This is a genomic window from Pseudomonas sp. KCJK8993 (assembly GCF_046230915.1).
GTDB lineage: Bacteria > Pseudomonadota > Gammaproteobacteria > Pseudomonadales > Pseudomonadaceae > Aquipseudomonas > Aquipseudomonas piscis.
On sequence record NZ_JBJJLO010000079.1, the window covers coordinates 1 to 21,975 of the forward strand.

General features: G+C 62.9%; 26 protein-coding genes and 1 pseudogene. 16 read left to right on the plus strand and 11 right to left on the minus strand.

Annotated features, from left to right (window positions below):
• Together ACK6AU_RS21895 and ACK6AU_RS21900 are read right to left on the minus strand one after the other, a co-directional pair.
• Nucleotides 1-81 (minus strand): annotated as a pseudogene (locus ACK6AU_RS21895) (DUF2007 domain-containing protein); the annotation flags it as partial.
• An 18-nt stretch (nt 82-99) separates the two neighbouring features.
• Entirely contained in the window at nt 100-282 is a 183-nt protein-coding gene (locus ACK6AU_RS21900; protein ID WP_185700337.1) for a CPXCG motif-containing cysteine-rich protein, read from the minus strand.
• Nucleotides 283-423: 141 nt separating this feature from the next.
• On the opposite strand from ACK6AU_RS21900, the gene ACK6AU_RS21905 reads away from it, so the two are divergent.
• Nucleotides 424-1,590 carry a 1-acyl-sn-glycerol-3-phosphate acyltransferase gene (locus ACK6AU_RS21905; protein WP_185700338.1) on the plus strand — a complete coding sequence of 389 codons (1,167 nt, stop codon included), beginning with the start codon at nt 424-426 and terminating at the stop codon, nt 1,588-1,590.
• Between the two features lie 67 nt (nt 1,591-1,657).
• On the opposite strand, the gene ACK6AU_RS21910 is transcribed toward ACK6AU_RS21905, so the two are convergent.
• Entirely contained in the window at nt 1,658-1,945 is a 288-nt protein-coding gene (locus ACK6AU_RS21910; RefSeq protein ID WP_185700339.1) for a hypothetical protein, read from the minus strand.
• 190 nt (nt 1,946-2,135) lie between these two features.
• Here ACK6AU_RS21910 and ACK6AU_RS21915 point away from each other — a divergent pair, with 190 nt between their 5' ends.
• A complete protein-coding gene (locus tag ACK6AU_RS21915; RefSeq protein ID WP_022640865.1) occupies nt 2,136-2,342 on the plus strand; it encodes a hypothetical protein in 207 nt (68 codons plus the stop codon).
• A 118-nt stretch (nt 2,343-2,460) separates the two neighbouring features.
• Here ACK6AU_RS21915 and ACK6AU_RS21920 read toward each other — a convergent pair whose 3' ends face one another.
• Nucleotides 2,461-3,045, minus strand: a complete 585-nt coding sequence (locus ACK6AU_RS21920; RefSeq protein ID WP_185700340.1) for a YajG family lipoprotein — start codon at nt 3,043-3,045, stop codon at nt 2,461-2,463.
• Between the two features lie 207 nt (nt 3,046-3,252).
• On the opposite strand from ACK6AU_RS21920, the gene ACK6AU_RS21925 reads away from it, so the two are divergent.
• Together ACK6AU_RS21925 and mqo are read left to right on the plus strand one after the other, a co-directional pair.
• Complete coding sequence (locus ACK6AU_RS21925; protein WP_185700341.1) at nt 3,253-3,486, plus strand: hypothetical protein; 234 nt, start codon at nt 3,253-3,255, stop codon at nt 3,484-3,486.
• A gap of 745 nt (nt 3,487-4,231) precedes the next feature.
• Entirely contained in the window at nt 4,232-5,743 is a 1,512-nt protein-coding gene (mqo, locus tag ACK6AU_RS21930) for a malate dehydrogenase (quinone) (RefSeq protein ID WP_185700342.1), read from the plus strand.
• A 90-nt stretch (nt 5,744-5,833) separates the two neighbouring features.
• Here the strand turns inward: mqo and ACK6AU_RS21935 are convergent, their stop codons facing one another.
• The 4 genes from ACK6AU_RS21935 to ACK6AU_RS21950 all read right to left on the minus strand — a co-directional run bounded on the left by ACK6AU_RS21935 (nt 5,834) and on the right by ACK6AU_RS21950 (nt 7,849).
• On the minus strand, nt 5,834-6,121 hold the full coding sequence (locus ACK6AU_RS21935; RefSeq protein WP_185700343.1) for a PA4642 family protein: 288 nt from the start codon (nt 6,119-6,121) through the stop codon (nt 5,834-5,836).
• Between the two features lie 63 nt (nt 6,122-6,184).
• Complete coding sequence (locus tag ACK6AU_RS21940) at nt 6,185-6,670, minus strand: hypothetical protein (protein WP_185700344.1); 486 nt, start codon at nt 6,668-6,670, stop codon at nt 6,185-6,187.
• Nucleotides 6,671-6,814: 144 nt separating this feature from the next.
• Nucleotides 6,815-7,288, minus strand: coding sequence for a WbuC family cupin fold metalloprotein (locus ACK6AU_RS21945; protein WP_022640871.1), 474 nt, complete (start codon nt 7,286-7,288; stop codon nt 6,815-6,817).
• A 3-nt stretch (nt 7,289-7,291) separates the two neighbouring features.
• The gene (locus ACK6AU_RS21950; RefSeq protein WP_031320504.1) at nt 7,292-7,849 is read right to left on the minus strand and encodes a hypoxanthine-guanine phosphoribosyltransferase; all 558 of its coding nucleotides are present in this window, start codon (nt 7,847-7,849) and stop codon (nt 7,292-7,294) included.
• A 164-nt stretch (nt 7,850-8,013) separates the two neighbouring features.
• Here ACK6AU_RS21950 and upp point away from each other — a divergent pair, with 164 nt between their 5' ends.
• Nucleotides 8,014-8,652 (plus strand): uracil phosphoribosyltransferase, encoded by a 639-nt coding sequence (gene upp / locus ACK6AU_RS21955; RefSeq protein WP_022640873.1) that lies wholly within the window; start codon nt 8,014-8,016, stop codon nt 8,650-8,652.
• A 2-nt stretch (nt 8,653-8,654) separates the two neighbouring features.
• Nucleotides 8,655-9,929: a uracil-xanthine permease family protein gene (locus tag ACK6AU_RS21960; protein WP_185700345.1), complete on the plus strand. Its 1,275-nt coding sequence runs from the start codon at nt 8,655-8,657 to the stop codon at nt 9,927-9,929.
• 62 nt (nt 9,930-9,991) lie between these two features.
• Here the strand turns inward: ACK6AU_RS21960 and hemH are convergent, their stop codons facing one another.
• Complete coding sequence (gene hemH / locus ACK6AU_RS21965) at nt 9,992-11,014, minus strand: ferrochelatase (protein WP_185700346.1); 1,023 nt, start codon at nt 11,012-11,014, stop codon at nt 9,992-9,994.
• 13 nt (nt 11,015-11,027) lie between these two features.
• Nucleotides 11,028-11,930, minus strand: a complete 903-nt coding sequence (locus tag ACK6AU_RS21970) for a TIGR01777 family oxidoreductase (protein WP_409301345.1) — start codon at nt 11,928-11,930, stop codon at nt 11,028-11,030.
• A gap of 194 nt (nt 11,931-12,124) precedes the next feature.
• On the opposite strand from ACK6AU_RS21970, the gene ACK6AU_RS21975 reads away from it, so the two are divergent.
• The 10 genes from ACK6AU_RS21975 (at nt 12,125) to ACK6AU_RS22020 (ending at nt 21,223) form a co-directional block, all read left to right on the plus strand.
• The gene (locus ACK6AU_RS21975; protein ID WP_185700348.1) at nt 12,125-13,111 is read left to right on the plus strand and encodes an NAD(P)/FAD-dependent oxidoreductase; all 987 of its coding nucleotides are present in this window, start codon (nt 12,125-12,127) and stop codon (nt 13,109-13,111) included.
• A complete protein-coding gene (locus ACK6AU_RS21980) occupies nt 13,108-13,305 on the plus strand; it encodes a TIGR02450 family Trp-rich protein (RefSeq protein WP_185700349.1) in 198 nt (65 codons plus the stop codon). The genes ACK6AU_RS21975 and ACK6AU_RS21980 overlap by 4 nt, the downstream gene beginning before the upstream one ends.
• A gap of 82 nt (nt 13,306-13,387) precedes the next feature.
• Nucleotides 13,388-14,338 carry a DUF523 and DUF1722 domain-containing protein gene (locus ACK6AU_RS21985; RefSeq protein ID WP_185700350.1) on the plus strand — a complete coding sequence of 317 codons (951 nt, stop codon included), beginning with the start codon at nt 13,388-13,390 and terminating at the stop codon, nt 14,336-14,338.
• A 3-nt stretch (nt 14,339-14,341) separates the two neighbouring features.
• The gene (locus ACK6AU_RS21990) at nt 14,342-15,265 is read left to right on the plus strand and encodes a MerR family transcriptional regulator (protein ID WP_409301348.1); all 924 of its coding nucleotides are present in this window, start codon (nt 14,342-14,344) and stop codon (nt 15,263-15,265) included.
• A gap of 13 nt (nt 15,266-15,278) precedes the next feature.
• Entirely contained in the window at nt 15,279-16,724 is a 1,446-nt protein-coding gene (phrB, locus tag ACK6AU_RS21995; RefSeq protein WP_409301350.1) for a deoxyribodipyrimidine photo-lyase, read from the plus strand.
• Nucleotides 16,717-17,142 carry a nuclear transport factor 2 family protein gene (locus tag ACK6AU_RS22000; protein WP_409301352.1) on the plus strand — a complete coding sequence of 142 codons (426 nt, stop codon included), beginning with the start codon at nt 16,717-16,719 and terminating at the stop codon, nt 17,140-17,142. The genes phrB and ACK6AU_RS22000 overlap by 8 nt, the downstream gene beginning before the upstream one ends.
• Nucleotides 17,139-17,909 carry an SDR family NAD(P)-dependent oxidoreductase gene (locus ACK6AU_RS22005; RefSeq protein WP_409301354.1) on the plus strand — a complete coding sequence of 257 codons (771 nt, stop codon included), beginning with the start codon at nt 17,139-17,141 and terminating at the stop codon, nt 17,907-17,909. The genes ACK6AU_RS22000 and ACK6AU_RS22005 overlap by 4 nt, the downstream gene beginning before the upstream one ends.
• Nucleotides 17,906-19,153 carry an NAD(P)/FAD-dependent oxidoreductase gene (locus ACK6AU_RS22010; RefSeq protein ID WP_185700355.1) on the plus strand — a complete coding sequence of 416 codons (1,248 nt, stop codon included), beginning with the start codon at nt 17,906-17,908 and terminating at the stop codon, nt 19,151-19,153. Before ACK6AU_RS22005 ends, ACK6AU_RS22010 begins: the two co-directional genes overlap by 4 nt.
• A complete protein-coding gene (locus tag ACK6AU_RS22015) occupies nt 19,150-19,965 on the plus strand; it encodes a DUF1365 domain-containing protein (protein WP_409301356.1) in 816 nt (271 codons plus the stop codon). The genes ACK6AU_RS22010 and ACK6AU_RS22015 overlap by 4 nt, the downstream gene beginning before the upstream one ends.
• Complete coding sequence (locus ACK6AU_RS22020) at nt 19,952-21,223, plus strand: class I SAM-dependent methyltransferase (protein ID WP_409301358.1); 1,272 nt, start codon at nt 19,952-19,954, stop codon at nt 21,221-21,223. The genes ACK6AU_RS22015 and ACK6AU_RS22020 overlap by 14 nt, the downstream gene beginning before the upstream one ends.
• 182 nt (nt 21,224-21,405) lie before the next feature.
• Here the strand turns inward: ACK6AU_RS22020 and ACK6AU_RS22025 are convergent, their stop codons facing one another.
• Complete coding sequence (locus ACK6AU_RS22025) at nt 21,406-21,924, minus strand: acyloxyacyl hydrolase (protein ID WP_185700358.1); 519 nt, start codon at nt 21,922-21,924, stop codon at nt 21,406-21,408.
• Between the last annotated feature and the right edge of the window lie 51 nt (nt 21,925-21,975).

Genomic DNA, 21,975 nt, shown 5'->3' on the forward strand with positions numbered 1-21,975 from the left:
CGCCTCGATGCCCTCGCTGGCCAACATGCGCTGGAGCAGCTCGCCTTCCATCAGATTTTCCGGCTCGTAGATACGCAGCATAAAGACCACTCCCCCGGCTCAATCGTTTTCCGCGTGCACCTCGAGCATCCATTCCCGACCATCGGTCTGCAGCGTGAACACGATGGGCCGGCAGCAAACCGGGCAGTCTTCGATATAGGTCTGGTCGCCGGCGGACAGGTCCAGCACCGCTTCCGCCTGTTCGCCGCAGTAAGGACATTGATAATGGTCGGTTTCCAGCATCGCGGTCTCCCGAGTGACTTATGCGTATAATCGCCGGTCTATTTGCAGGGCTTTTAATGCTTGAGCTGAATTTTCAGACCGCGCCCGGCTTTTTTTCGATCCGAACCTTCTTCTTACCCTAGCCGTTTCCAACAAGAGAGCATGATGGGCGAATTCGATGCCATCCGACCTTACCACGACAGCGAAGTACCAGCGGTGCTGGCCCGGCTGCTCAGCGACAAGGCATTCCTAGATATCCTCACCCACTTTCGCTTCCCGCGTTTTGCCAACACTTTCGGTTGGCTGCTCAAGCCCCTGATCGCCCACCGCCTGCGCCGCGAATTCGCCGGGATCAGCTCGGTGGCGACCTTGCAGGACAAGGTCGAGTTCTATGTCGACCACACCATCGAACGCGCCACCGACGGCGTGACCTATACCGGCGTCGAGCAGTTCCGCTCGGGCACCGCCTACGTATTCCTGGCCAACCATCGCGATATCGTCATGGACCCGGCCTTCGTCAACTACGCGATCTACCACGCCGGGCTGCCGACCCCGCGCATCGCCATCGGCGACAACCTGTTGCAGAAGCCGTTCGTCAGCGACCTGATGCGCCTGAACAAGAGCTTCATCGTCCACCGTTCCCTCAGCGGGCGGAAGGAAAAGCTCGCCGCGTACCAGCTGTTGTCGGCCTATATCAATCACTCGATCCGCAACGACGGCCAGTCGATCTGGATCGCCCAGGCCGAAGGCCGGGCCAAGGACGGCGACGACCGTACCGAGTCGGCGATCCTGAAGATGTTCCACATGAGCCGCAAGGACGAACCGTTCGGAGAGGTGATCCAGTCACTGAACCTGACGCCGGTGTCCATCAGCTACGAATACGATCCTTGCGACCAGGCCAAGGCCCGGGAACTGTATATCCGCGCCACCACCGGCAGCTACACCAAGGCGCCGGGGGAAGACGACGTGAGCATCGCCAAGGGCATCACCGGCTACAAGGGCCGGGTCCACGTGAACTTCGCCGCACCCATCAGCGAAAAGTTCGAAGATACCAAGCAACTGGCCATGGAAATGGATCGGCAGATCCTCGGCGGCTACCGGCTGTTCCCGGTGCACTACCTGGCCTATGCCCAGTGGAGCGATGCCGATCCACAGTTGCAGGTGCCCAGTGCCGCCGAGGTGTTCCCGGCCCAGGAGCTGGCCAAGGCCGAGCAGGAATGGCAGCGTCGCCTGCAAGAATGCCCGCCGGAGCATCGCCCCTACCTGGTGCTGCAGTATGCGACCCCGGTCCGCAACCAGTATCGGGTCAAGGCCGGCCTGGCGCTGTAGAGCCCGGGCTGCTAAAGCACAACGGCGCCCGCGGGCGCCGTTGTCGTATCCGTGGCCCGGTGGACGATCAGAACCGCGTGCTGATCCAGGACACCAGCAAGGCCAGTACCAGGCAGGCGAAACCGAAACGATAAAAGAAGCGGTTGATGCGCAGGGTGGCGGGATCGAGCATCAGCATGGGCTGGTCCACCGCTCGCTCTTCGGTCTGGGTCGCCAGGTTGGCCAGGGCCCGCTGCTCGCGGCGACGAGTGGCGTGTAGCAGCCAGCTGCCCGGGCAGGCCAATAGCAGGGCGAACAGGTTGATCAGCTTGCCGGGGTGGGCATTGAACATCGACCAGAACATTTGCAACGACATCATGAACCTCGAAAAAGACCGGTGTTCGGGCCGTCGAGTGCGCCCGCGGCGCGGATTCTACTCAATCCCCGGGCGGCCCCGCGGACCTTTCCGACCAGTAACGAGGCGCCGGGCAATTAATTTAGATCGTCATCTTTTCGTCATCTGAACAAGCCAGTCTGTCGCCCCTCGATGACCCACGGAACTTGTCATGTTGCATGCAGAAAACCAGGACCGCCTCTACCTGATCGCCCCTAGCGAGGAACAGCAGGCGCTGGTCGGAGCCCTGGCCTTCAACGTCCAGGATCGTCATTGGCTGGTGTATTGCGCCCTGGGCGGGCATCAACACGCGGACTTGCCGGAGACCGACCTGCTGACCGGTGTCAGCGTGCTGGACTTCTACGTCGAAGCGGCATGAAGCATTGCCCGACAGGCAATGAAAAAGCCCGGCGTCCAATGGACCCGGGCTTTTTTGCATCAGTCAGCTTATCGCGTCAAACAAGACCCAGCCTGCGACGGCAGCTACAGGATGCGCATCACTCGCCGAGGATCTGGCCGATGCTCGGATCCTTGAACAGGCGGGTCAGCGCGTCGCTCAGTACATCGCCCACCAGCTTGGTATTGGTGTCCTGGTTCGGCGCCATGCCGAAGCGCTGGTCCAGGGAAGCACCATAGCGGCCGCTGTAGCGGCGGTTGGCGTTCTGCACGTCGGAGCGGAAGGTCGCACCGATGGTCGCCTCGGTCACGTACATGCCTTCCTTGGGCGATTGATACTTGAGTTCGGCCAGCGTCACGGTCAACTGGGGCGCATGGCTACCACCGGCAGTCGGGGTGAAGCCCAGCAGGCGCACCGCGGCCTCGGCCTGGGCCTGTAGCTTGGGCAGGATCTGCGCGCCCTGCACGGTGATCGAACTGGTTTCAGGGTACAGCCCGCCACGGGTTCCCAGCACAGGGGACGAACGGCCGTCGACCACCCTCACCACCACCGGCTGGCCATGACCCACCGGCGCCAGCTGGGAGGTGAGCTTGGGCTCCGGAGTGAGTTGTTGCGGGCTGTGGGCGCAGCCTGCCAGCGACAGGCTGGCCACAGTGATCAAACCGAACAACAGGCGTTGCAACATGCTCATTTCTCCAGGAATCAGGCACAAACAGGCCCGCAGTATAGCGGTGCACGACAGCGGCAAACCAGCATTGCCGGGGGACTTGAATCATCACTCGGACAGGTCCCGTACAAGCAGGTTCCTGTAACCTGCCGTTCACTGGCAATACACGATGATGTAACGGCTCGGCGGCATGCTTATCGTCAATGACACACTAGGTGCCTGGTCATGAAGTTCCTTCGCTCCCTGTTCGCTCCACGCCATGAGTTCCGTAGCTACGCCCTGCTGGATTGCCAGGGCCGCTGCCAGGCATTTCGCCACAGTCTCGTGGCACCGGTCGGCGACGGCTGGGTGGAGATCCAGGAGATTCGCCTGAACTGGCTGCACCAGATGCTGCCCGCCAGCGCCCGTGTAAGCCCGAGCGGCGTGGTCACCGGGGCGCGACCGATACTGGCCACCTGACCAAAAGCCTAATAAAAGTCGCGAAACAGGATCATTTCTGCACATTTCTTCGTTACAATCTCCCCCCGATTATAAGGACGTCTCCTGATCGGGCCTCGCAGTACCGCCAACGCCACTGCCTTGGCACCCCGCACCGCCCACAGAGAGCCGCCCACACAGATCGAGTGAAGCTGGCGTGCTTGCTGTTGTCCCACCTTGCAACCCTCCACTTTTCACGAATCTGCAGAGCTGCCATTGCTCGGACACTTATGCTGTTCGCCCGTCGTGCCCGCATGCCCCTGTCATGCCGGTACCACCGCTCGGGCCAGGTGCCAGGCCGAGGCAGCCCTTTTTTGAGGTTCACGTCTTCAAAAGAGCGTGAAAAAACGGGTTTTCACTACTTCACAAGAGTGTGGCGAGCAAATGAATAGTTTTGCGTCTGAACTGGCACCATTAGCCTCTACAACAGCCCGATTACACAGGTCCGAGCGCTCCTCGAGAGCTGAAGCTTGAAGCCTGTCCGCTGACGGATTTGGTTGCACTGGCGGATGTATCGACCATAAGTCGAATTGCCCCGAGGTTCATCGAGATGCGTTCATATGCACCTTGAGGCCCGGTTGGTAGCGTCCGCAGAAGTTGCAAAGAATTGCGAAGACTCGGACATGGCAATCCTGGCCATGGGTAACCTGGGGCACCACGTGAATCGCCCCGTCACTCCTGGCAGCCATGCCGTCAATTTGGTGCTGCAGATTTTGGAGACGCGTTAATGGCGCATAACGAAGCAGTAGACGTTGTATTGGTCGGGGCCGGCATCATGAGTGCCACCCTCGCTGTACTGCTCAAGGAGCTCGACCCCGCGATCAAGCTGGAAGTCGTCGAGCTGATGGATTCGGGTGCCGCGGAGAGTTCCAACCCTTGGAACAACGCCGGTACCGGCCACGCTGGCCTCTGTGAGCTGAACTACACGCCACAGGCCGCCGATGGCAGCATCGATATCAAGAAAGCCGTGCACATCAACACCCAGTTCGAGGTGTCGAAGCAGTTCTGGTCCTACCTGACCCGCAAAGGCACCTTCGGCTCGTCCAGGTCCTTCATCAATCCGGTGCCGCACCTGAGCTTCGTCCAGGGCGACAAGGGTGTCGCCTACCTCAAGAAGCGCCATGAAGTGCTGAGCCAGCACCACGCCTTCGCGGACATGGAGTACACCGAGGACAAGGCCAAGATGGCCGAGTGGATGCCGCTGATGATGCCGGGCCGCCCGGCGGATGAAACCATCGCCGCCACCCGGGTCGTCAACGGTACAGACGTCAACTTCGGCGCCCTGACCAACCAGTTGCTCAAGCACCTGACCAGCGCCCCCGACGCCCAGGTCAAGTACTGCAAGCGCGTCACCGGCCTAAAGCGCAACAAGGCCAACGGCTGGACCGTGAGCATCAAGGACGTCAATAGCGGCAACACCCGCGAAGTCGACGCCAAGTTCGTCTTCCTCGGCGCCGGCGGCGCGGCCCTGCCGTTGCTGCAGGCTTCGGGCATCGAAGAGAGCAAGGGCTTCGGCGGTTTCCCGGTCAGCGGCCAGTGGCTGCGCTGCGACAACCCGGAAGTGGTCAAGCAGCACCAGGCCAAGGTCTACAGCCAGGCCGCCGTGGGTTCGCCACCGATGTCCGTACCGCACCTGGATACCCGTGTGGTCGATGGCAAGAAATCCCTGCTGTTCGGACCTTATGCCGGTTTCACCACCAAGTTCCTCAAGCACGGGTCGTTCCTGGACCTGCCGATGTCGGTTCGCGCCGGCAACATCGGCCCGATGCTGGCCGTGGCACGCGACAACATGGACCTGACCAAGTACCTGGTCAGCGAAGTCATGCAGTCCATGGAGCAGCGCCTGGAATCCCTGCGTCGGTTCTATCCTGAAGCCAAGGCCGAGGACTGGCGCCTGGAAGTGGCCGGCCAGCGGGTGCAGATCATCAAGAAGGATCCGAAGAAAGGCGGCATCCTGCAGTTCGGCACCGAATTGGTGGCGGCCAAGGACGGTACCCTGGCCGCCCTGCTGGGCGCTTCGCCAGGCGCATCGGTGACCGTATCGATCATGCTGGAGCTGATCGAACGCTGCTTCCCGGCCAAGACCAGCGGCGAATGGGCTGCCAAGCTCAAGGAAATCTTCCCGGCGCGGGAAAAGGTCCTGGCCACCGACGCTGCGCTGTATCGCAAGATCAACAGCGAGAACAACCTGAGCCTGGAGTTGGTAGAGCCAAGCAAGGAAACCGAAAGCTACGCTTGATCCATGCCCATGAAAAACGCCCCGTCCTTTGCAGGACGGGGCGTTTTTTTATGCCTGGCCAATAGCTCCGGCAAACCGGACACAGCGCAATCAGCCGCGGGCCTTGTCCACCAGTTCGATGTAGTCGGCGCCATTGCGCTGGTCACGGATCAGCTCGACGAAGGTCTTGCCCTGCTCGTCCCGGCCGTCCAGGTCGTAACCGGCGGCGACGAAAAAGCCCAGGAAGCGCTCGAAGTCATCGATACGCAGGCCGCGATAGGCCTTGATCAGCTTGTGCAGGGACGGCGAGGTGGCATCGGCCGGTTCGAAATCGAGGAACAACTTGACCTGCTCATCACCGATCTCGTCACCAATCACTTGTTTCTTATCTTTACGCATCGCCGACTCCAGCTCGCAGACATTTCACAGGGCCGGCAGTTTACCTCCTGCCCGCCTCCAGCCTCAACGCGGACGCACGCTGCCAGTATGCAGGTCGGCCCAGATGTGGCCGTTGGCATAGCTGAGGAACTGGCAATACACGATGTCGTTGCGCAGCAGGTCCATCACCGCCCGGTACTGGGCCAGCGGGTAATAAAGGGTCAGGGTTCGGCCCTGGGCATCGTATTGCGGCTTTTTCAGGCTTTTGCTTTCACCATCGAAGTTGACCAGTACCTGGCTGATGGTGGCGCCCTTGTTCAGGGGCTTGCCCTTGAGCCGCACCCAGACCGGCGAGGTCACTGGAATCGGCTGCTGGTTGGACTGGCGCTGGCTGCCGATGACCACCGAATATTCGGTGACCTGTAGCAGTTGCTGCTGTTCAGGCACCGCATCGCGCAGGGTCAGGTCGTCCGGCGGCAGGAACTGCCCGTGCAAGGGCGCCGGGGCGGCCGCCAGGGGCAGGCTCAAGCTCAGAAGAAGGACTGCGCTACTGCGAATCAACAGGCTCATGACAGGCTCCAGGCAAGGGCCGAGCACTCTAGCACGGCTTTCCCTGGATATTGCAGCCACCAGGCGGCCATCAATGCCGAAGGCGACGTCCCCCGGGAAAAGCGCCGCCTTCGGTGATTCCCCCCTGGCACGATCACGGGCGGGTCAGTCGAACTGCGCGCGCATCCAGGCCAGGTACTCGGCTACGCCGGGCTCGCCTTCGCGGGGCGCCCAGGTCGCTTGTTCGTTCGCATTCAACGCACGATAAGGCCCGGCCTTGCATTCGAACATCAGGCTGTCGGGTTCCAGGGCCACCAGGCCATGGAACACTCCAGCCGGTAGATCCACACCAACGCAGTCGCCGCCGGCCTGCAGCTCGCGCTTGTCCTGGAGCTGGCCGGCCTCGTCGAAGACCAACAGGCCCAGGCGGCCCTTGAGTACCAGCAAGGTCTCGGCCTTGTCGGCACTCAGGTGGCGATGCGGCGGGATATAGGTCGAGGGCTGCAACCCCACCGCCAGGCGATGGCAGGGCTCTTCCATGGCATGGAAGTTGTGGTGCTGGCGACCACGGGGGTTGGCCGCGGCCTTCTCTGCCAGGTCGCTGAACAACGCTTGATCGAGAAAGCTCGGGCCGGCCATGCCTTACAGGCCCTTCACGGCATAGATGCCGGCGGCGTTGCGCCAGTAGCCCTTGTAGTCCATGCCGTAGCCGAAGACATAACGGTCGACGCAGGGCAGGCCCATGTAGTTGGCCTTGAGGTCGGGACGGGCCTTGCGGTCATGATCCTTGTCGATCAGTACCGCGGTATGCACGGCGCGGGCGCCGGCATGGTGGCAGAAATCGATGATGGCGGTCAGGGTGTGCCCTTCGTCGAGGATGTCATCGATGATCAGCACGTCGCGGTCGATGAAGGAGATTTCCGGCTTGGATTTCCAGAACAGCTCGCCACCGCTGGTTCCGTTGCGATACCGGGTCGCATGCAGATAGGAGGCTTCCAGGGGAAAACGCAGGTGCGTCAGCAACTTGCCAGCGAAGATCAGCCCGCCGTTCATGACACAGAACACCACCGGATTACGCTCAGCCAGTTCTTCAGTGATTTGTGCACCGATCCGGGCGATGGCCGCCTCGACTTCAGCTTCGGTGTACAGGCAGTCAGCCTCGCGCATGATTTGACGGATATGCTCGAGATCAGCGGACATGGCGCTCTCCAAGGGGTGGCAGTTTCGGAAAAGCGGGCAAAGGTACGCATCCGGCCCGGCCAGATCAAGCGTTTCTGGACTAACGTACTTTATGTCTATAGGACATCAACCCCGGATAGATTAATCTAGGCCGTTTTTTTTGCCCGCCGCCGGAGCCTTTCCCTATGCCCATCCATGAGATCCGCCATCCGCTGATCCGTCATAAACTTGGCCTTATGCGCCGCGCAGACATTAGCACGAAGAATTTTCGCGAACTCGCTCAGGAAGTCGGCGCCCTGCTGACGTACGAAGCCACCAAGGACCTGCCCCTGGAAAGCTATGAGATTCCAGGCTGGTGCGGCCCCGTCCAGGTGGAAAAGATCGCCGGCAAGAAGATCACCGTAGTGCCGATCCTGCGCGCCGGCATCGGCATGCTCGAAGGCGTGCTGAGCCTGATCCCGGGCGCCAAGGTCAGCGCCGTGGGCGTGGCCCGCAACGAGGAAACCCTGCAGGCCCACACCTACCTGGAAAAACTGGTACCGGAAATCGACGAGCGCCTGGCGATGATCATCGACCCGATGCTGGCGACCGGCAGCTCCATGGTCGCCACCATCGACCTTTTGAAGAAAGCCGGTTGCCGGGACATCCGCGCCATGGTCCTGGTGGCCGCTCCCGAAGGCATCGCCGTCGTCCAGCAGGCCCACCCGGACGTGACCATCTACACCGCGTCCATCGATCAGAAACTCAATGAGCATGGCTACATCATTCCTGGCCTGGGTGATGCCGGAGACAAGATCTTCGGCACCAAGCAGAAGGACTCCTGATCATGCAGGACGAGTTCAACGATCCGCTCTGGCGCCAGGTACTGTCTGGCGCCCAGATGCTCTTCGTAGCCTTTGGCGCCTTGGTGTTGATGCCGCTGATCACCGGTCTTGACCCCAACGTGGCGCTGTTCACGGCGGGTCTTGGGACTCTGTTGTTCCAACTGGCCACCGGTCGCCAGGTACCGGTGTTCCTGGCTTCGAGCTTCGCCTTCATTACCCCGATCATCCTCGCCAAGGGCCAGTTCGGCCTGGCCGCGACCATGGGTGGGGTGATGGCGGCAGGCTTCGTCTATACCTTCCTCGGCCTGGCGGTGAAGATCAAAGGCACCGGTTTCATCGACCGCCTGCTGCCGCCGGTGGTCATCGGCCCGGTGATCATCTCCATCGGCCTGGCCATGGCTCCCATCGCCGCCAACATGGCCATGGGCAAGGCCGGCGACGGCAGCGAGCTGATCCATTACCAGACCGCCATGATGATCTCGATGCCGGCGTTGCTCACCACTCTGGTGGTGGCGGTGTTCGGCAAGGGGATCTTCCGGCTGGTACCGATCATTTCCGGGGTGCTGGTGGGCTTTGCCCTGTCGTTCTACTTCGGCGTAGTGGATACCGCCAAGATCGCCGCCGCCCCGTGGCTGGCGTTGCCGCATTTCACGGCGCCGGAGTTCAACTGGCAGGCGATCCTGTTCATCGTTCCGGTGGCCTTGGCCCCGGCCATCGAGCATATCGGCGGGGTGATCGCGGTAGGCAGCGTGACCGGTCGCGACTACCTGAAGAAGCCCGGCCTGCACCGCACCTTGTTCGGTGACGGCATCGCCACCACCGCTGCCGGCCTGTTCGGCGGTCCGCCCAATACCACCTACGCCGAAGTGACCGGCGCGGTGATGCTGACCAAGAACTACAACCCGAAGATCATGACCTGGGCCGCGGTCTTCGCCATAGCCCTGGCCTTCATCGGCAAGTTCGGTGCATTGCTGCAAAGCATCCCGGTGCCGGTGATGGGCGGGATCCTCTGCCTGCTGTTCGGTTCGATCGCCGCCGTGGGCATGAACACCCTGATTCGCCACAGGATCGATCTGGGCGAGGCGCGCAACCTGGTGATCGTCTCGGTGACCCTGGTGTTCGGTATCGGCGGGATGCTGGTGGGTAGCGGTACCGGGCAGGATGACTTCGGCCTCAAGGGCATCGCCCTGTGCGCCATCGTCGCCATCGCCCTGAACCTGATACTGCCAGGCAACGACGGCTGGAAGAACAAGAAGTCCGACGACCCCCTGATCTGAAAACACCTTCGCCGGCCGGTCCTGCAATCACCCAGGGACCGGGCCGGCGAAACCTTCTATAGCTATAGCGCCAAGGGTGCCCGCAGGCACAAGGCGTTCAAGGCCTGGGCCCATTGCGGGTCGTCATTCAGGCACGGAACCAGCACCAGGTCCTCCCCCCCCGCCGCCCGAAACTGCTCACGTCCACGATCACCGATCTCTTCCAGGGTCTCGATGCAATCGGCGACGAAGGCCGGGCACATCACCAGCAATTTCTTCACGCCCTGCTTCGCCAGCTCATCCAACCGAGCCTCGGTATAGGGCTCGATCCACTTGGCCCGTCCCAGGCGCGACTGGAACGACACCGACCACTGCTCGTCGGCCAGCCCCATTTGCCGGGCGAAGGCCTTGGCGGTACGGAAGCACTGGCCGCGGTAACACTTGCCGAGCACCTGCGGCGAGGCATCCTGGCAGCAATCACCGGCGCCCTCCAGGCTATGCCCCGGATTGAGCTTCTGCAGGTGGCGCTCGGGCAAGCCGTGGAAACTCAGCAGCAGGTGATCGAAGGGTTGCTCCAGGTGCGGCCTGACGCTGGCGACCAGGGCATCGATGTACTCGGGTTCATCGTAGAAGGGCTGCAACACACTGAGCTGCACATCCAGGCGCCGTTCGCGTATCACCCGCCGCGCCTCTTCGACCACCGTGGTCACGGTGCTGTCGGCGAACTGTGGATAAAGCGGTGCCAGGGTGATCTTGCGCTGCCCCCGGGCCACCAATTTCAGCAGCACCGACTCGATCGATGGCTCGCCGTAGCGCATCGCCAACTCCACCGGCCCATGCTTCCATTGCTCGCTCATTGCCCGCTGCAGGCGCTGGCTGAGGACCACCAGGGGCGACCCCTCTTGCCACCAGATCGATTGGTAGGCATGGGCCGACTGGGCCGGGCGCTTGATCAGGATCAGCGACACCAAAAGACGCCGCACCGGCCAGGGCAGGTCGATCACATAAGGGTCCATGAGGAACTGATTGAGGTAGCTGCGCACATCCGCCACGGAGGTGGAGGCCGGTGAACCGAGATTGACCAGAAGCAACGCGTGATCGCTCATGCAACGTCCTATTTCAATGGCGGCCGGACACGTCGTCCAAGGCCGCGGGCAAATCGGTGAACTGGAAAGTGAAGCCTGCTTCCAGCAAGCGTGCGGGCACGGCACGTTGGCCTCCCAGCAGCAACAGCGACAACTCGCCCAGCGCCAGGCGCAGGACAAAGGCCGGCAGCGGTAGCAATGCGGGCCGGCGCAGGACCCGCCCCAGGGCGGAAGCGAACTCGCGGTTACGCACCGGCTTCGGCGCGCAGGCATTATAAGGACCCCGTGCCGCATCCTGATGCATAAGAAAATCAATCAGGGCGATTTGGTCATCGATGTGGATCCACGGCATCCATTGCCGCCCGTTGCCGATCGGGCCCCCTAGGCCCAGCTTGAATGGCAGCAACAGGCGCGACAAAAAGCCGCCGTCGGCGGACAGCACCAGGCCGGTGCGCACCAGCACCACGCGCACGCCCATGGCTTCGGCACGCTGGGCGGTTTCTTCCCAGGCGATGCACAGCTGGCTGGCGAAATCCTCGTTGACCGGAGGTGAGTCCTCGGCCAGTTCCCGTTCACCACCATCGCCATACCACCCCACCGCAGACCCGGAGACCAGCACCCGGGGCTTGTGCTCGCGACTCTCGAGCCAGGCCAGCAGGGTTTCGGTGAGGGTGATGCGGCTGGCCCACAGCAGCGCCTTGCGCTTGTGGGTCCAGGGACGGTCGGCTATGGGCGCGCCGGCCAGGTTGATCACCGCATCCAGCGGCGCCTGGTCCAGCTCTTGCAAAGATTTGACTGCCCGTACCCGGGGACCGCACAAGGCGGCAACTTTATCGGGCTGGCGAGTCCATACACTCAACTGATGCCCCTGGGCCAGCCAATGACGACATAACGCCCGCCCGATCAAACCAGTACCGCCGGTCAGCAAGATATGCATGACGTCTTCCTCGCGTGGCGTTTTACCCAAATCCCTAGTCTATTTTTATAAGCAGGGATCTTTTCAATCGGACAGGCTGCGTTTTAACGATAGACAACCTGCATAACCGATGACGCCGAAAGCTATACCAAAGAACAACATTGTACAGGTTTTGGCAGCGGCGTAGTCTGTACAGAAAGGTAAACGAGGCCCCTATGACAGTACCCATTGCAATCATTGGTACCGGCATCGCCGGACTCTCCGCCGCCCAGGCGCTTAGAGACGCCGGGCACCCCATCCAACTCTTCGACAAAAGCCGCGGCAGCGGTGGCCGCATGTCGAGCAAGCGCAGCGATGCCGGTAGCCTGGATCTGGGCGCCCAGTACTTCACCGCCCGCGATCGCCGTTTCGTCACCGAGGTCCAGCGCTGGCAGGCAAAAGGCTGGGTCGCCGAATGGACACCGCAGCTCTACAACTCCCATGCTGGCCAGCTCAGCCCTTCCCCCGACGAGCAAACCCGCTGGGTCGGCACACCGCGCATGAGCGCCATCACTCGGGCCCTGATCGGCGATCTCGAAGTGCACTTCGCTTGCCGTATCACCGAAGTCTTTCGCGGCGAACGACACTGGCACCTGCAAGATGCCGAAGGTTCTAGCCACGGCCCGTTCAGCCACGTGGTCATCGCCACGCCAGCGCCACAGGCTACCGCTCTGCTGGCCGCCGCGCCGAAGCTGGCGGCGGTCGCCGCCGGGGTGAAGATGGATCCGACCTGGGCCGTCGCTCTAGCCTTCGAGACTCCCCTGGAAACCCCGATGCAGGGCTGTTTCGTCCAGGACAGCCCACTGGACTGGCTGGCCCGCAATCGCAGCAAGCCCGGCCGTGACAGCCAGCTCGACACCTGGGTCCTGCATGCTTCCAGCAGCTGGAGTCGACAACACATCGACCTGCCCAAGGAGGCCGTGATCGAGCAGTTGCACGGTGCGTTCGCCGAGTTGCTGCACAGCGTCATGCCCGCGCCCGCCTTCAGCCTGGCGCACCGCTGGCTCTATGCCCGGCCTGCCACCAGTCATGAATGGGGTGCCCTGGCCGACGCCGACCTGGGCCTGTACGCCTGCGGCGACTGGTGCCTGTCCGGGCGCGTCGAGGGTGCCTGGTTAAGTGGCCAGGAGGCTGCTCGCAGGCTGCACGCGAACCTGCAGTGAACCGAGTCGCCCCCTGTAAATTGCTGCTGTCGAGATGGACAGCAGCCCACCCGCTGCATCGCGAGAAACACCTTCTCGTCACCGAAATGTCCTGCAATGAAGAAAGCCATGTACTGGATATCCAGTTGCAGGCAGTCCTCAGCCGCCTGGAGTGGCAAGCCTTGAAGGACGACCGCCAATACTTATACAAATAATTTGACTCGTACAACTTTGAATCTATGATAGAAAAAAGTTGTACAAATCTTGCCAAATGTACAGGTATCCGGAGGCCGAGCCATGACTCCCAAGCCGAAAATCGCCATCAGCGCCTGCCTGACCGGCGCCGAAGTCCGCTACAACGGTGGACACAAGGAATCCCGCTTGTGCAGCCAGGTACTCGGCGAGCACTTCGAACTGCTGCCGCTTTGCCCGGAGGTCGCCATCGGCCTGGGCATCCCCCGCGAACCGATCCGCCTGGTACAGGCCAACAACCAGCCACGGGCCATCGGGACCCTGGACGAAACCCTGGATGTCACTCGCCCCCTGCAGGACTACGCCGAACGGATGGCCGCCGATATGACCGACCTGTGCGGCTACATCTTCATGCAGGACTCACCCTCCTGCGGACTGGAACGGGTCAAGGTGTACCAAGGCAGCGGGCCTCATCATCGGCGCGATGGCCGTGGGGTATATGCGCGGGTCTTCTGCGAGCGACGCCCTGACCTGCCGGTGGAAGAAGCCGGACGCCTCAACGATCCGGTACTGCGGGAAAACTTCCTGGCCCGGGTCTATGTCTATCGCGCCTGGCAGCTCCTGCTCGAGCAAGGCCTCACCCGCCGTGCCCTCACCGAATTCCATGCCCGCTGCAAATACCTGCTGATGGCCCACCACCCGGTGCAGTACAAGGCCCTCGGTCAGCTGCTGGGCAGCATGGGCAGGCAGGATGCGGCACAGGTGGGCCCGCGCTACTTCAGTCAACTGATGAACGCCTTGAAGCAATGCGCTACCCGCGGTACCCACAGCAATGTGCTACAGCACCTGAGCGGCTATTTCCGGCAGGCCATCAGTGCCGAAGACAAGCAGGAAATGCAGCACATCATCGGCCAGTATCGCCAGGGCATCGTGCCGCTGGTGGTGCCCCTGACCTTGCTCAAGCATCACTTGCGCCGCCACCCCGATCCCTATATCGAGCGGCAACTGTACCTGCAGCCGCACCCGGAAAACCTCAGCCTGCGCAACGCGATCTGACCCATGGAACCCAATCCCCTGCCCGCTACGGCATCCCGAGACAACCCGGATCAGGGGTGGCTGCCGATCCGCGAGATCGCGCGCCTGACCGGAGTCAATGCGGTCACCCTGCGCGCCTGGGAGCGTCGCTATGGATTGATCGTGCCCCACCGTACGCCCAAGGGGCACCGCCTATACACCCGGGAACAGGTGCAACAGGTACTGACCATCCTGACCTGGCTCAACCGTGGCGTCGCGGTCAGCCAGGTCAGGCACCTGCTCGAAAGCGCCCCGACCTTCAATGTCCCTGTACAAAATGATTGGCAACGTCTGCGCCAGGTACTCAGGCTGACCATCAGTCAACTGGCTGAGCGCAAGGTCGATGATGCTTTCAACCAAGCCATGGCCCTGTACCCGCCTCGCACCCTGTGCGAGCAACTGCTGATGCCCCTGCTGGCGGAGCTGGAGCAGCACTGGCAAGGGCAAGCCGGCAGCCGGTCAGAGCAGGTGTTCTTCTATTCATGGCTGCGCAGCAAGCTTGGCGCACGGATCTACCACAACAACCGCCAGTTGCAGGGCGCGCCGTTGTTGCTGGTCAACCAGTCGGACCTGCCCCTGGAACCCCATCTGTGGCTCACCGCCTGGCTGGCCAGCAGCGCCGACTGCCCGGTAGAGGTCTTCGACTGGCCCCTGCCCGGGGGCGAACTGGCCCTGGCCACCGAGCGCCTGCAAGCCCGCGGCCTGCTGCTGTACTCCAGCAAGGCGCTCAATCCCGCCCAACTGCCCCGGCTGCTGGGCGGCATAGCCTGCCAAAAATTCATCGCCGGACCCACGGTGTGCATCCACCCCGCCGAGTGGTCCGTATGTATCACTGAAATCGCCGATCTGTACCTGGCCCAAGACCCGATTGCGGCCTACCAGGCACTGCTCGAGCGAGGACTTTTCTGATCCGGAAACCGACATGCAATTGATCTGGCTGCGCAGCGATCTGCGCCTACACGACAACACCGCCCTGAGCGCCGCCGCCCAGCGGGGCCCGACCGTGGCGGTGTACCTGCTGAGCCCGGAGCAGTGGCAGGCCCATGATGATGCGCCCTGCAAGATCGATTTCTGGCTGCGCAACCTGCAATCGCTGAGTCACGCCCTGGGCCAGCTGAACATCCCGCTCTTGATTCGCAGCGCCGCCACCTGGGACCAGGCGCCCCAGGTCCTGCTGGACCTGTGCCGGCAACTGCAGATACGCATGCTGCACTTCAACCAGGAATACGGCCTCCACGAAAGCCGTCGCGATGCAGCAGTGGCCCGGGTTCTGGAAAAGGCCGGTATCAGCGTCCAAGGCCACTTCGATCAACTGCTGTTCAAGCCCGATAGCGTGCTGACCCAGAGCGGCGGCTACTTCCAGGTCTTCAGCCAGTTCCGCAAGGTCTGCTACAGCCGCCTGCACACCGCGCTGCCTGCGCTGGTGAGCGCGCCCAGGGCGCAGATACCGCTGTCGATCCATGCCGATTCGCTGCCAGTCCACGTCGAGGGCTTCCCCACCCCGAAGCCGGCCTTGCGCGAACTGTGGCCCGCCGGCGAAGACGAAGCGCAAGCGCGCCTGGAGCGGTTCGCCGATGAGCAGATCCACTACTACCAGGGCGAACGCGACTTTCCGGCCAAGCCCGGCACCAGCCAGCTGTCGCCCTACCTCGCCGCCGGCGTGATCTCGCCCCGCCAATGCCTGCACGCCGCCTTGCGCAGCAACCAGGGCGAGTTCGACAGCGGCAACCCCGGGGCGGTCACCTGGATCAACGAGTTGCTGTGGCGCGACTTCTACAAGCACATCCTCGCGGGCTACCCACGGGTATCCCGGCACCGCGCCTTCCGAGCGGAAACCGAAGCTGTGAAATGGCGCGACGCTCCCGAGGAACTGGCGGCCTGGCAAGAAGCCCGTACCGGCCTGCCGATCATCGATGCCGCCATGCGCCAGTTGCTGGAGACCGGCTGGATGCACAACCGCCTGCGCATGGTGGTCGCGATGTTCCTGACCAAGAACTTGTTGATCGATTGGCGCGAAGGCGAGCGTTTCTTCATGCGCCACCTGATCGACGGCGACCTGGCGGCCAATAACGGTGGCTGGCAATGGAGCGCCTCCACCGGCACCGATGCTGCGCCTTATTTCCGTATCTTCAACCCCGTGAGCCAGTCACAGAAGTTCGATCCCGAAGGCGCATTCATCAAGCACTGGCTGCCACAACTGGCCGGGCTGAACAAAAAAGATATCCACAACCCGGCGACCCTGGGCGGGCTGTTCGGCGTCGCCGACTACCCGGCGCCGATAGTGGACCTGTCACGGTCCCGGGAACGGGCCCTGGCGGCGTTCAAGGCACTGCCCTCGCGGCTGGAGGCAGGGGCCGGCCATGAGTGATTTCCTCGACCACTTCGCCCGGGAATTCGCCACCCTGGACGCCCACAACCTCGATCGCCTGGGCCAGCTCTACAGCGCTGACGTCCAGTTCACCGACCCTTTGCACGAGGTTCATGGACTGGCCCCTTTGCGCGACTACTTCGCCCAGCTGTACGCCAACGCCCGCGAACTGCGCTTCGACTCCCACGGCAGCGACCAGTGCGCCGAAGGCCAGGGCTACCTGCGCTGGACCATGAGCTACCGCCACCCGCGCCTCAACGGCGGCGGCCTGATCCAGGTGGCCGGCTGTTCACACCTGCAATGGCGTGACGCCCGGGTCTATCGCCACCGTGACTATTTCGACGCGGGAGCCCTGCTCTACGAACACCTGCCACTGATCGGGGCCGTGATCGCCTGGTTGAAAAGGAGGCTCGGATGAACCCGGCCATGCCCAGGCGGGTCTGGCTCACCGGCGCCAGCAGCGGCATCGGCGCGGCGCTGGCCGAAGAGCTGCTCGGGGCCGGTGCCCAGGTGGCGCTCAGTGCCCGCTCGCGCGAGCCGCTGGAGGCCCTGGCCCAGCGCTATCCGGGCCGGGTGCTGGTAGTGCCGGGCGACCTTGGCGACGCCTTGCAGGTGCGCGAGATCGGCAAGCGCATCGCCCAGGCCTGGGGTGCCCTGGACAGCGTGATCCTCAATGCCGGGACCTGCGAGTACATCGAGGTGCAGCAATTCGACTCAGCGCTGATCGAACGGGTACTGAACACCAACCTGCTGGCCGCCAGCTACTGCATCGAAGCCGCACTGCCGTTGTTGCGCGCCGGCAATGGCCCGCACCTGGTGGGTATAGCCAGCTCGGTGACCTACCTGGCGCTGCCCCGGGCCGGTGCCTACGGCGCCTCCAAGGCGGCGCTGCGCTATCTGCTGCAATCGCTGCGCATCGACCTGGCCGCCGAAGGCATCGACGTGACCCTAGTCAGCCCGGGCTTCGTCGATACCCCGCTAACCGCGCGCAACGACTTCGCCATGCCCATGCGCTGGAGCGCCCGGAAGGCCGCTCGGCATATCCACCAGCGCCTGCCCCACCGGGATCTGGAGATTGCATTCCCCGCCCCGTTCATCTTCGGCCTCAAGCTGCTGTCCTGGCTGCCCGGCCGCCTGCAACTGGCCCTCGCCAAACGCCTGGCCCGCCCGGGAAGTGCCCCATGAAAATCGCCATCATCGGCAGCGGCATCGCCGGCCTGACCTGTGCCTACCTCCTGAACCGCCGTCATGACATCCAGGTCTACGAAGCCGGCAGCTGGATCGGCGGCCACACCCATACCGTGGAGGTCAGCCTCAACGGCGAGACCCAGGCCGTGGACACCGGTTTCATCGTCTTCAACGACTGGACCTACCCCCATTTCATCCGCCTGCTGGGACAGATCGGCGTCAAGTTCAAAGCCACCCAGATGAGCTTCTCGGTGTGCGATCCAGCCACGGGCCTGGAGTACAACGGCAACAACCTCAACAGCCTGTTCGCCCAGCGGCGCAATCTGCTGTCGCCCGGTTTCTGGGGCATGCTGCGGGACATCCTGCGCTTCAACCAACACTCGCTGCTGGACCTGCAAAACCAGCGTATCGCGGCCTCGACCACCCTCGGTGACTACCTGAAGAGCCAGGGCTACGGCGAGCGCTTCATCCAGCACTACATCGTGCCCATGGGCTCGGCGATCTGGTCGATGTCACGGGGGCAGATGCTCGGTTTCCCCCTGCAGTTCTTTGTCCGTTTCTTCAAGAACCACGGTTTGCTGTCGGTGAACAACCGCCCCCAGTGGTACGTGATCGAAGGCGGCTCAAGCCGCTACGTCGAACCACTGACGGCCTCGTTCCGCGAGCGCATCCGCCTGGACTGCCCGGTGCAGCGGGTCGAGCGCGACGAACTCGGCGTGGTGATCCACAGCGCCGCCGGCAACGAGCGTTTCGACAAGGTGGTGTTCGCCTGCCACAGCGACCAGGCCCTGCGGCTGCTGGCCAGCCCTAGCCGCGCCGAACAGGACATCCTCCAGGCGCTGCCCTACGCCGACAACGACGTAGTACTGCACACCGATACCCGACTGCTGCCGCGCCGCCGCCTGGCCTGGGCCAGTTGGAACTATCGCCTCGACGCCAGCGCCGATAAGGCCGCCGCCGTGACCTACGACATGAACATCCTGCAGGGCCTGCAGAGCAGCACCACCTTCTGCGTCAGCCTCAACCAGAGCGCGGCCATCGATCCGTCGAAGATTCTCACCCGCTACACCTACGCCCACCCGCAATACAGCCTGGAGGCCGTGGCCGCGCAAGCGCGCTGGAGCGAACTGCAAGGCCCCCACCACAGTTTCTACTGCGGTGCTTACTGGGCCAACGGCTTCCACGAGGACGGCGTGGTCAGTGCCCTGCGGGTGGCCCAGGTCTTCGGAGAACAATTGTGAACAGTGCCCTGTACAGCGGCTGGATCAGCCACCGGCGCTTCGCCCCCAAGGGCCACGCGTTCCGCTACCGGATCGGCTTGCTGTACCTGGACCTGGAGGAACAGGACGCGGTGCTGGGCCTCTCACCCCTGGCTGGCCGGAGCCGCTTCGCGCCCTTCGCCTTTCGTCAAGGCGACTACCTGCCGGCCTTCACCGGCCGGGGCATGGACCTGATCGACGCCGTACGCCAGCAGGTGGCCGCGGCCATCGGTCATGTGCCCGGTGGTGCGGTACGACTGCTGACCCAGGTGCGCAGCTGGGGCCTGGCCTTCAATCCGGTGAGCTTCTTCTACTGCTACGAAGCCGACGGGCAACTGGCGGCGATTCTCTGCGAGGTCAGCAACACCCCCTGGCGCGAGCGCTATCACTATGTGCTGCCGGCCAGCCCCGCTAGCACCGACGCTCCCGAGCACCAGCATTTTGCCGTGGCCAAGGCCTTTCACGTATCGCCATTCCTGCCCCGGGACCTTGAGTACCGCATGAGCTTCAGCCCCCCGGGCGAACGCCTGGGCGTACACATGGCCGACTGGCAGGGTGAGCTGAAGTTGTTCGACGCCACCCTCAACCTGCAACGCCAGGCCCTGGATCGACGCAGCCTGCATCGGTACTTGCGGCGCTTTCCGTGGATGACCGCCAAGACCTGCCTGGCGATCTACTGGCAGGCCCTGCGCCTGGCCGCCAAGGGCCTGCGCTTTTTCCCCCATCAGGCCGCCGTTGGCGCCTTTCGCACAGCCGCTATACCACCCAAGGATCGCCGCCATGAAATCCTCTAGCGTCTCGGCCAAAACCACTCTGATCAACACTCACGGCCTCACTGCCAGCCTGTTGCGCCGTGGCGTGCTGCGGCAACTGGCACAACTGCGCCACGGCCAACTGGTGGTCCATGAAAACGCTGAACGCCTGGTGTTCGGCAGCAGCGGCGCCGCCCTGCTGGGGGAAATCCACATCCACGACAGCAGCGTCTGGGGCTTTGTAGCCAGCAGCGGTTCGATCGGCGCCGGCGAGGCCTATATCCATGGCTACTGGAGCACCCCGGACCTGACGGCGGTCATCCGCGTGTTCGTCAGCAACCTGGCAGTGCTGGACGCCATGGAAGGCGGCCTGGCCAGGCTCGGCCGGCCGCTGGTGCGCGGCCTGCACTGGCTCAACCGCAATACCCGCAAGGGCTCGCAGAAAAACATCGCCGCCCACTACGACCTGGGCAATGAGCTGTTCGAGCAGTTCCTCGACCCCACCATGATGTATTCCGCCGCGCAGTTTCGCAGTGCCGAGGACAGCCTGGAGCAGGCCCAGTTGAACAAGCTGCAGCGCATCTGCCAGAAGCTGGCGCTCACTCCCGAGGACCACCTGCTGGAGATCGGCACCGGCTGGGGCAGCATGGCCCTGTATGCCGCGCGGCACTATGGCTGCCGGGTCACCACCACGACCCTGTCCAGGGAACAGTTCGCCTACACCCGGCAGCGGATCGACGCCGCCGGCTTGCAGGACCGGGTGACCCTGTTGCTGGAGGATTACCGCGACCTGCGCGGCCAGTACGACAAGCTGGTGTCGATCGAGATGATCGAAGCCGTGGGCCACCGCTTCCTGCCCACTTACTTCAGACAATGCGCGAACCTGCTCAAGAGCAATGGCCTGATGCTGTTGCAAGCCATCACCATTCGCGACCAACGCTACGAGCAGGCGAAGAAGGGCGTGGACTTCATCCAGCGCTACATCTTCCCCGGCGGCGCCCTGCCCAGCGTGCAGAAAATGCTTGAAGTGGTCAGCCGCGAAACCGACATGAACCTGCTGCACATGGAGGATTTCGGCCTGCACTACGCCCGAACCCTGCGCCTGTGGCACGAGAATTTGCGCCGCGCCCATGGTCGTCTCGACGAACTGGGTTACGACGAGTATTTCTTGCGGCTCTGGGAGTTCTACCTGTGCTACTGCGAAGGAGGCTTCCTGGAACGCACCATCGGCACCGCGCAAATGCTGCTGGCCAAACCTGCCGCAGCGCCACGACCGCTGCTGGGACGCCTCGATGCCTAGGCAACTGGCCGACGCCCTGCTGTTTCAGCTGGGCTGGGTTCAGTTGTGTGCTAAAGACAGCCTCTGGCTGCCGCATGCGCTGATACGAGCGGCGGCCGAGATCGGCCGCGAATTCGAATGGGGAGAGGCGGATTGCTTGAGCGAACGCCGAGGAATGGTCCACGGCGTATCGCTGGGACGGATCAGAGCGGCATCGTGTAGTGCAGGGCGTAGCTTTCTACCCCATCGTTGGGGCTGCTGATGCCGGCGTTGGAATAGTGCGTGGCGCGAATGCCAACTTCATGTCCGCCGTTGAAGCGCAGGCCGAAACCGATGCGGTCCTCGAACTGGAAGGACGAGCCCAGCTTGTTGTCTTCCAATTGAGTATGGGCAAAGGCCGCGACCCCGATCCCGGCCTCGATGTAGGGCTTGACGCTGTTTCCAGCGAACTCGTAGACAAATACCGGGGAGAACGACAGGCTGTGGTTGCTCGACTTCTTGTCACCATCCCAGTAGGTATAGGCGCCACTCCAGTAGCCCGTCAGGCGACCGACATCGCTTTGCAGCCAGCTCTTGTCCCAATCGAATTGCATACCAAGCCGGTAGGCTTGCGTCGAGTCCCCGGTCTGCCCCACGGAAAATTCCACCCCGGCGGCATGCGCGGAAAGACTTGGCCCCAGCAACGCGGCCGCAAGCGCGGCCAGACACAACAGTCGCTTCATCAGGAACATCCTTTTATTGAACTATTTTGAACGTTTTTATACAGCCTGGTA

Coding starts and splice junctions, on each gene's coding strand:
- ACK6AU_RS21900 (WP_185700337.1), bottom strand. CDS start 282: ATGCTGGAAACCGACCATTATCAATGTCCTTACTGCGGCGAACAGGCG.
- ACK6AU_RS21905 (WP_185700338.1), top strand. CDS start 424: ATGATGGGCGAATTCGATGCCATCCGACCTTACCACGACAGCGAAGTA.
- ACK6AU_RS21910 (WP_185700339.1), bottom strand. CDS start 1,945: ATGTCGTTGCAAATGTTCTGGTCGATGTTCAATGCCCACCCCGGCAAG.
- ACK6AU_RS21915 (WP_022640865.1), top strand. CDS start 2,136: ATGTTGCATGCAGAAAACCAGGACCGCCTCTACCTGATCGCCCCTAGC.
- ACK6AU_RS21920 (WP_185700340.1), bottom strand. CDS start 3,045: ATGTTGCAACGCCTGTTGTTCGGTTTGATCACTGTGGCCAGCCTGTCG.
- ACK6AU_RS21925 (WP_185700341.1), top strand. CDS start 3,253: ATGAAGTTCCTTCGCTCCCTGTTCGCTCCACGCCATGAGTTCCGTAGC.
- mqo (WP_185700342.1), top strand. CDS start 4,232: ATGGCGCATAACGAAGCAGTAGACGTTGTATTGGTCGGGGCCGGCATC.
- ACK6AU_RS21935 (WP_185700343.1), bottom strand. CDS start 6,121: ATGCGTAAAGATAAGAAACAAGTGATTGGTGACGAGATCGGTGATGAG.
- ACK6AU_RS21940 (WP_185700344.1), bottom strand. CDS start 6,670: ATGAGCCTGTTGATTCGCAGTAGCGCAGTCCTTCTTCTGAGCTTGAGC.
- ACK6AU_RS21945 (WP_022640871.1), bottom strand. CDS start 7,288: ATGGCCGGCCCGAGCTTTCTCGATCAAGCGTTGTTCAGCGACCTGGCA.
- ACK6AU_RS21950 (WP_031320504.1), bottom strand. CDS start 7,849: ATGTCCGCTGATCTCGAGCATATCCGTCAAATCATGCGCGAGGCTGAC.
- upp (WP_022640873.1), top strand. CDS start 8,014: ATGCCCATCCATGAGATCCGCCATCCGCTGATCCGTCATAAACTTGGC.
- ACK6AU_RS21960 (WP_185700345.1), top strand. CDS start 8,655: ATGCAGGACGAGTTCAACGATCCGCTCTGGCGCCAGGTACTGTCTGGC.
- hemH (WP_185700346.1), bottom strand. CDS start 11,014: ATGAGCGATCACGCGTTGCTTCTGGTCAATCTCGGTTCACCGGCCTCC.
- ACK6AU_RS21970 (WP_409301345.1), bottom strand. CDS start 11,930: ATGCATATCTTGCTGACCGGCGGTACTGGTTTGATCGGGCGGGCGTTA.
- ACK6AU_RS21975 (WP_185700348.1), top strand. CDS start 12,125: ATGACAGTACCCATTGCAATCATTGGTACCGGCATCGCCGGACTCTCC.
- ACK6AU_RS21985 (WP_185700350.1), top strand. CDS start 13,388: ATGACTCCCAAGCCGAAAATCGCCATCAGCGCCTGCCTGACCGGCGCC.
- ACK6AU_RS21990 (WP_409301348.1), top strand. CDS start 14,342: ATGGAACCCAATCCCCTGCCCGCTACGGCATCCCGAGACAACCCGGAT.
- phrB (WP_409301350.1), top strand. CDS start 15,279: ATGCAATTGATCTGGCTGCGCAGCGATCTGCGCCTACACGACAACACC.
- ACK6AU_RS22000 (WP_409301352.1), top strand. CDS start 16,717: ATGAGTGATTTCCTCGACCACTTCGCCCGGGAATTCGCCACCCTGGAC.
- ACK6AU_RS22005 (WP_409301354.1), top strand. CDS start 17,139: ATGAACCCGGCCATGCCCAGGCGGGTCTGGCTCACCGGCGCCAGCAGC.
- ACK6AU_RS22010 (WP_185700355.1), top strand. CDS start 17,906: ATGAAAATCGCCATCATCGGCAGCGGCATCGCCGGCCTGACCTGTGCC.
- ACK6AU_RS22020 (WP_409301358.1), top strand. CDS start 19,952: ATGAAATCCTCTAGCGTCTCGGCCAAAACCACTCTGATCAACACTCAC.
- ACK6AU_RS22025 (WP_185700358.1), bottom strand. CDS start 21,924: ATGAAGCGACTGTTGTGTCTGGCCGCGCTTGCGGCCGCGTTGCTGGGG.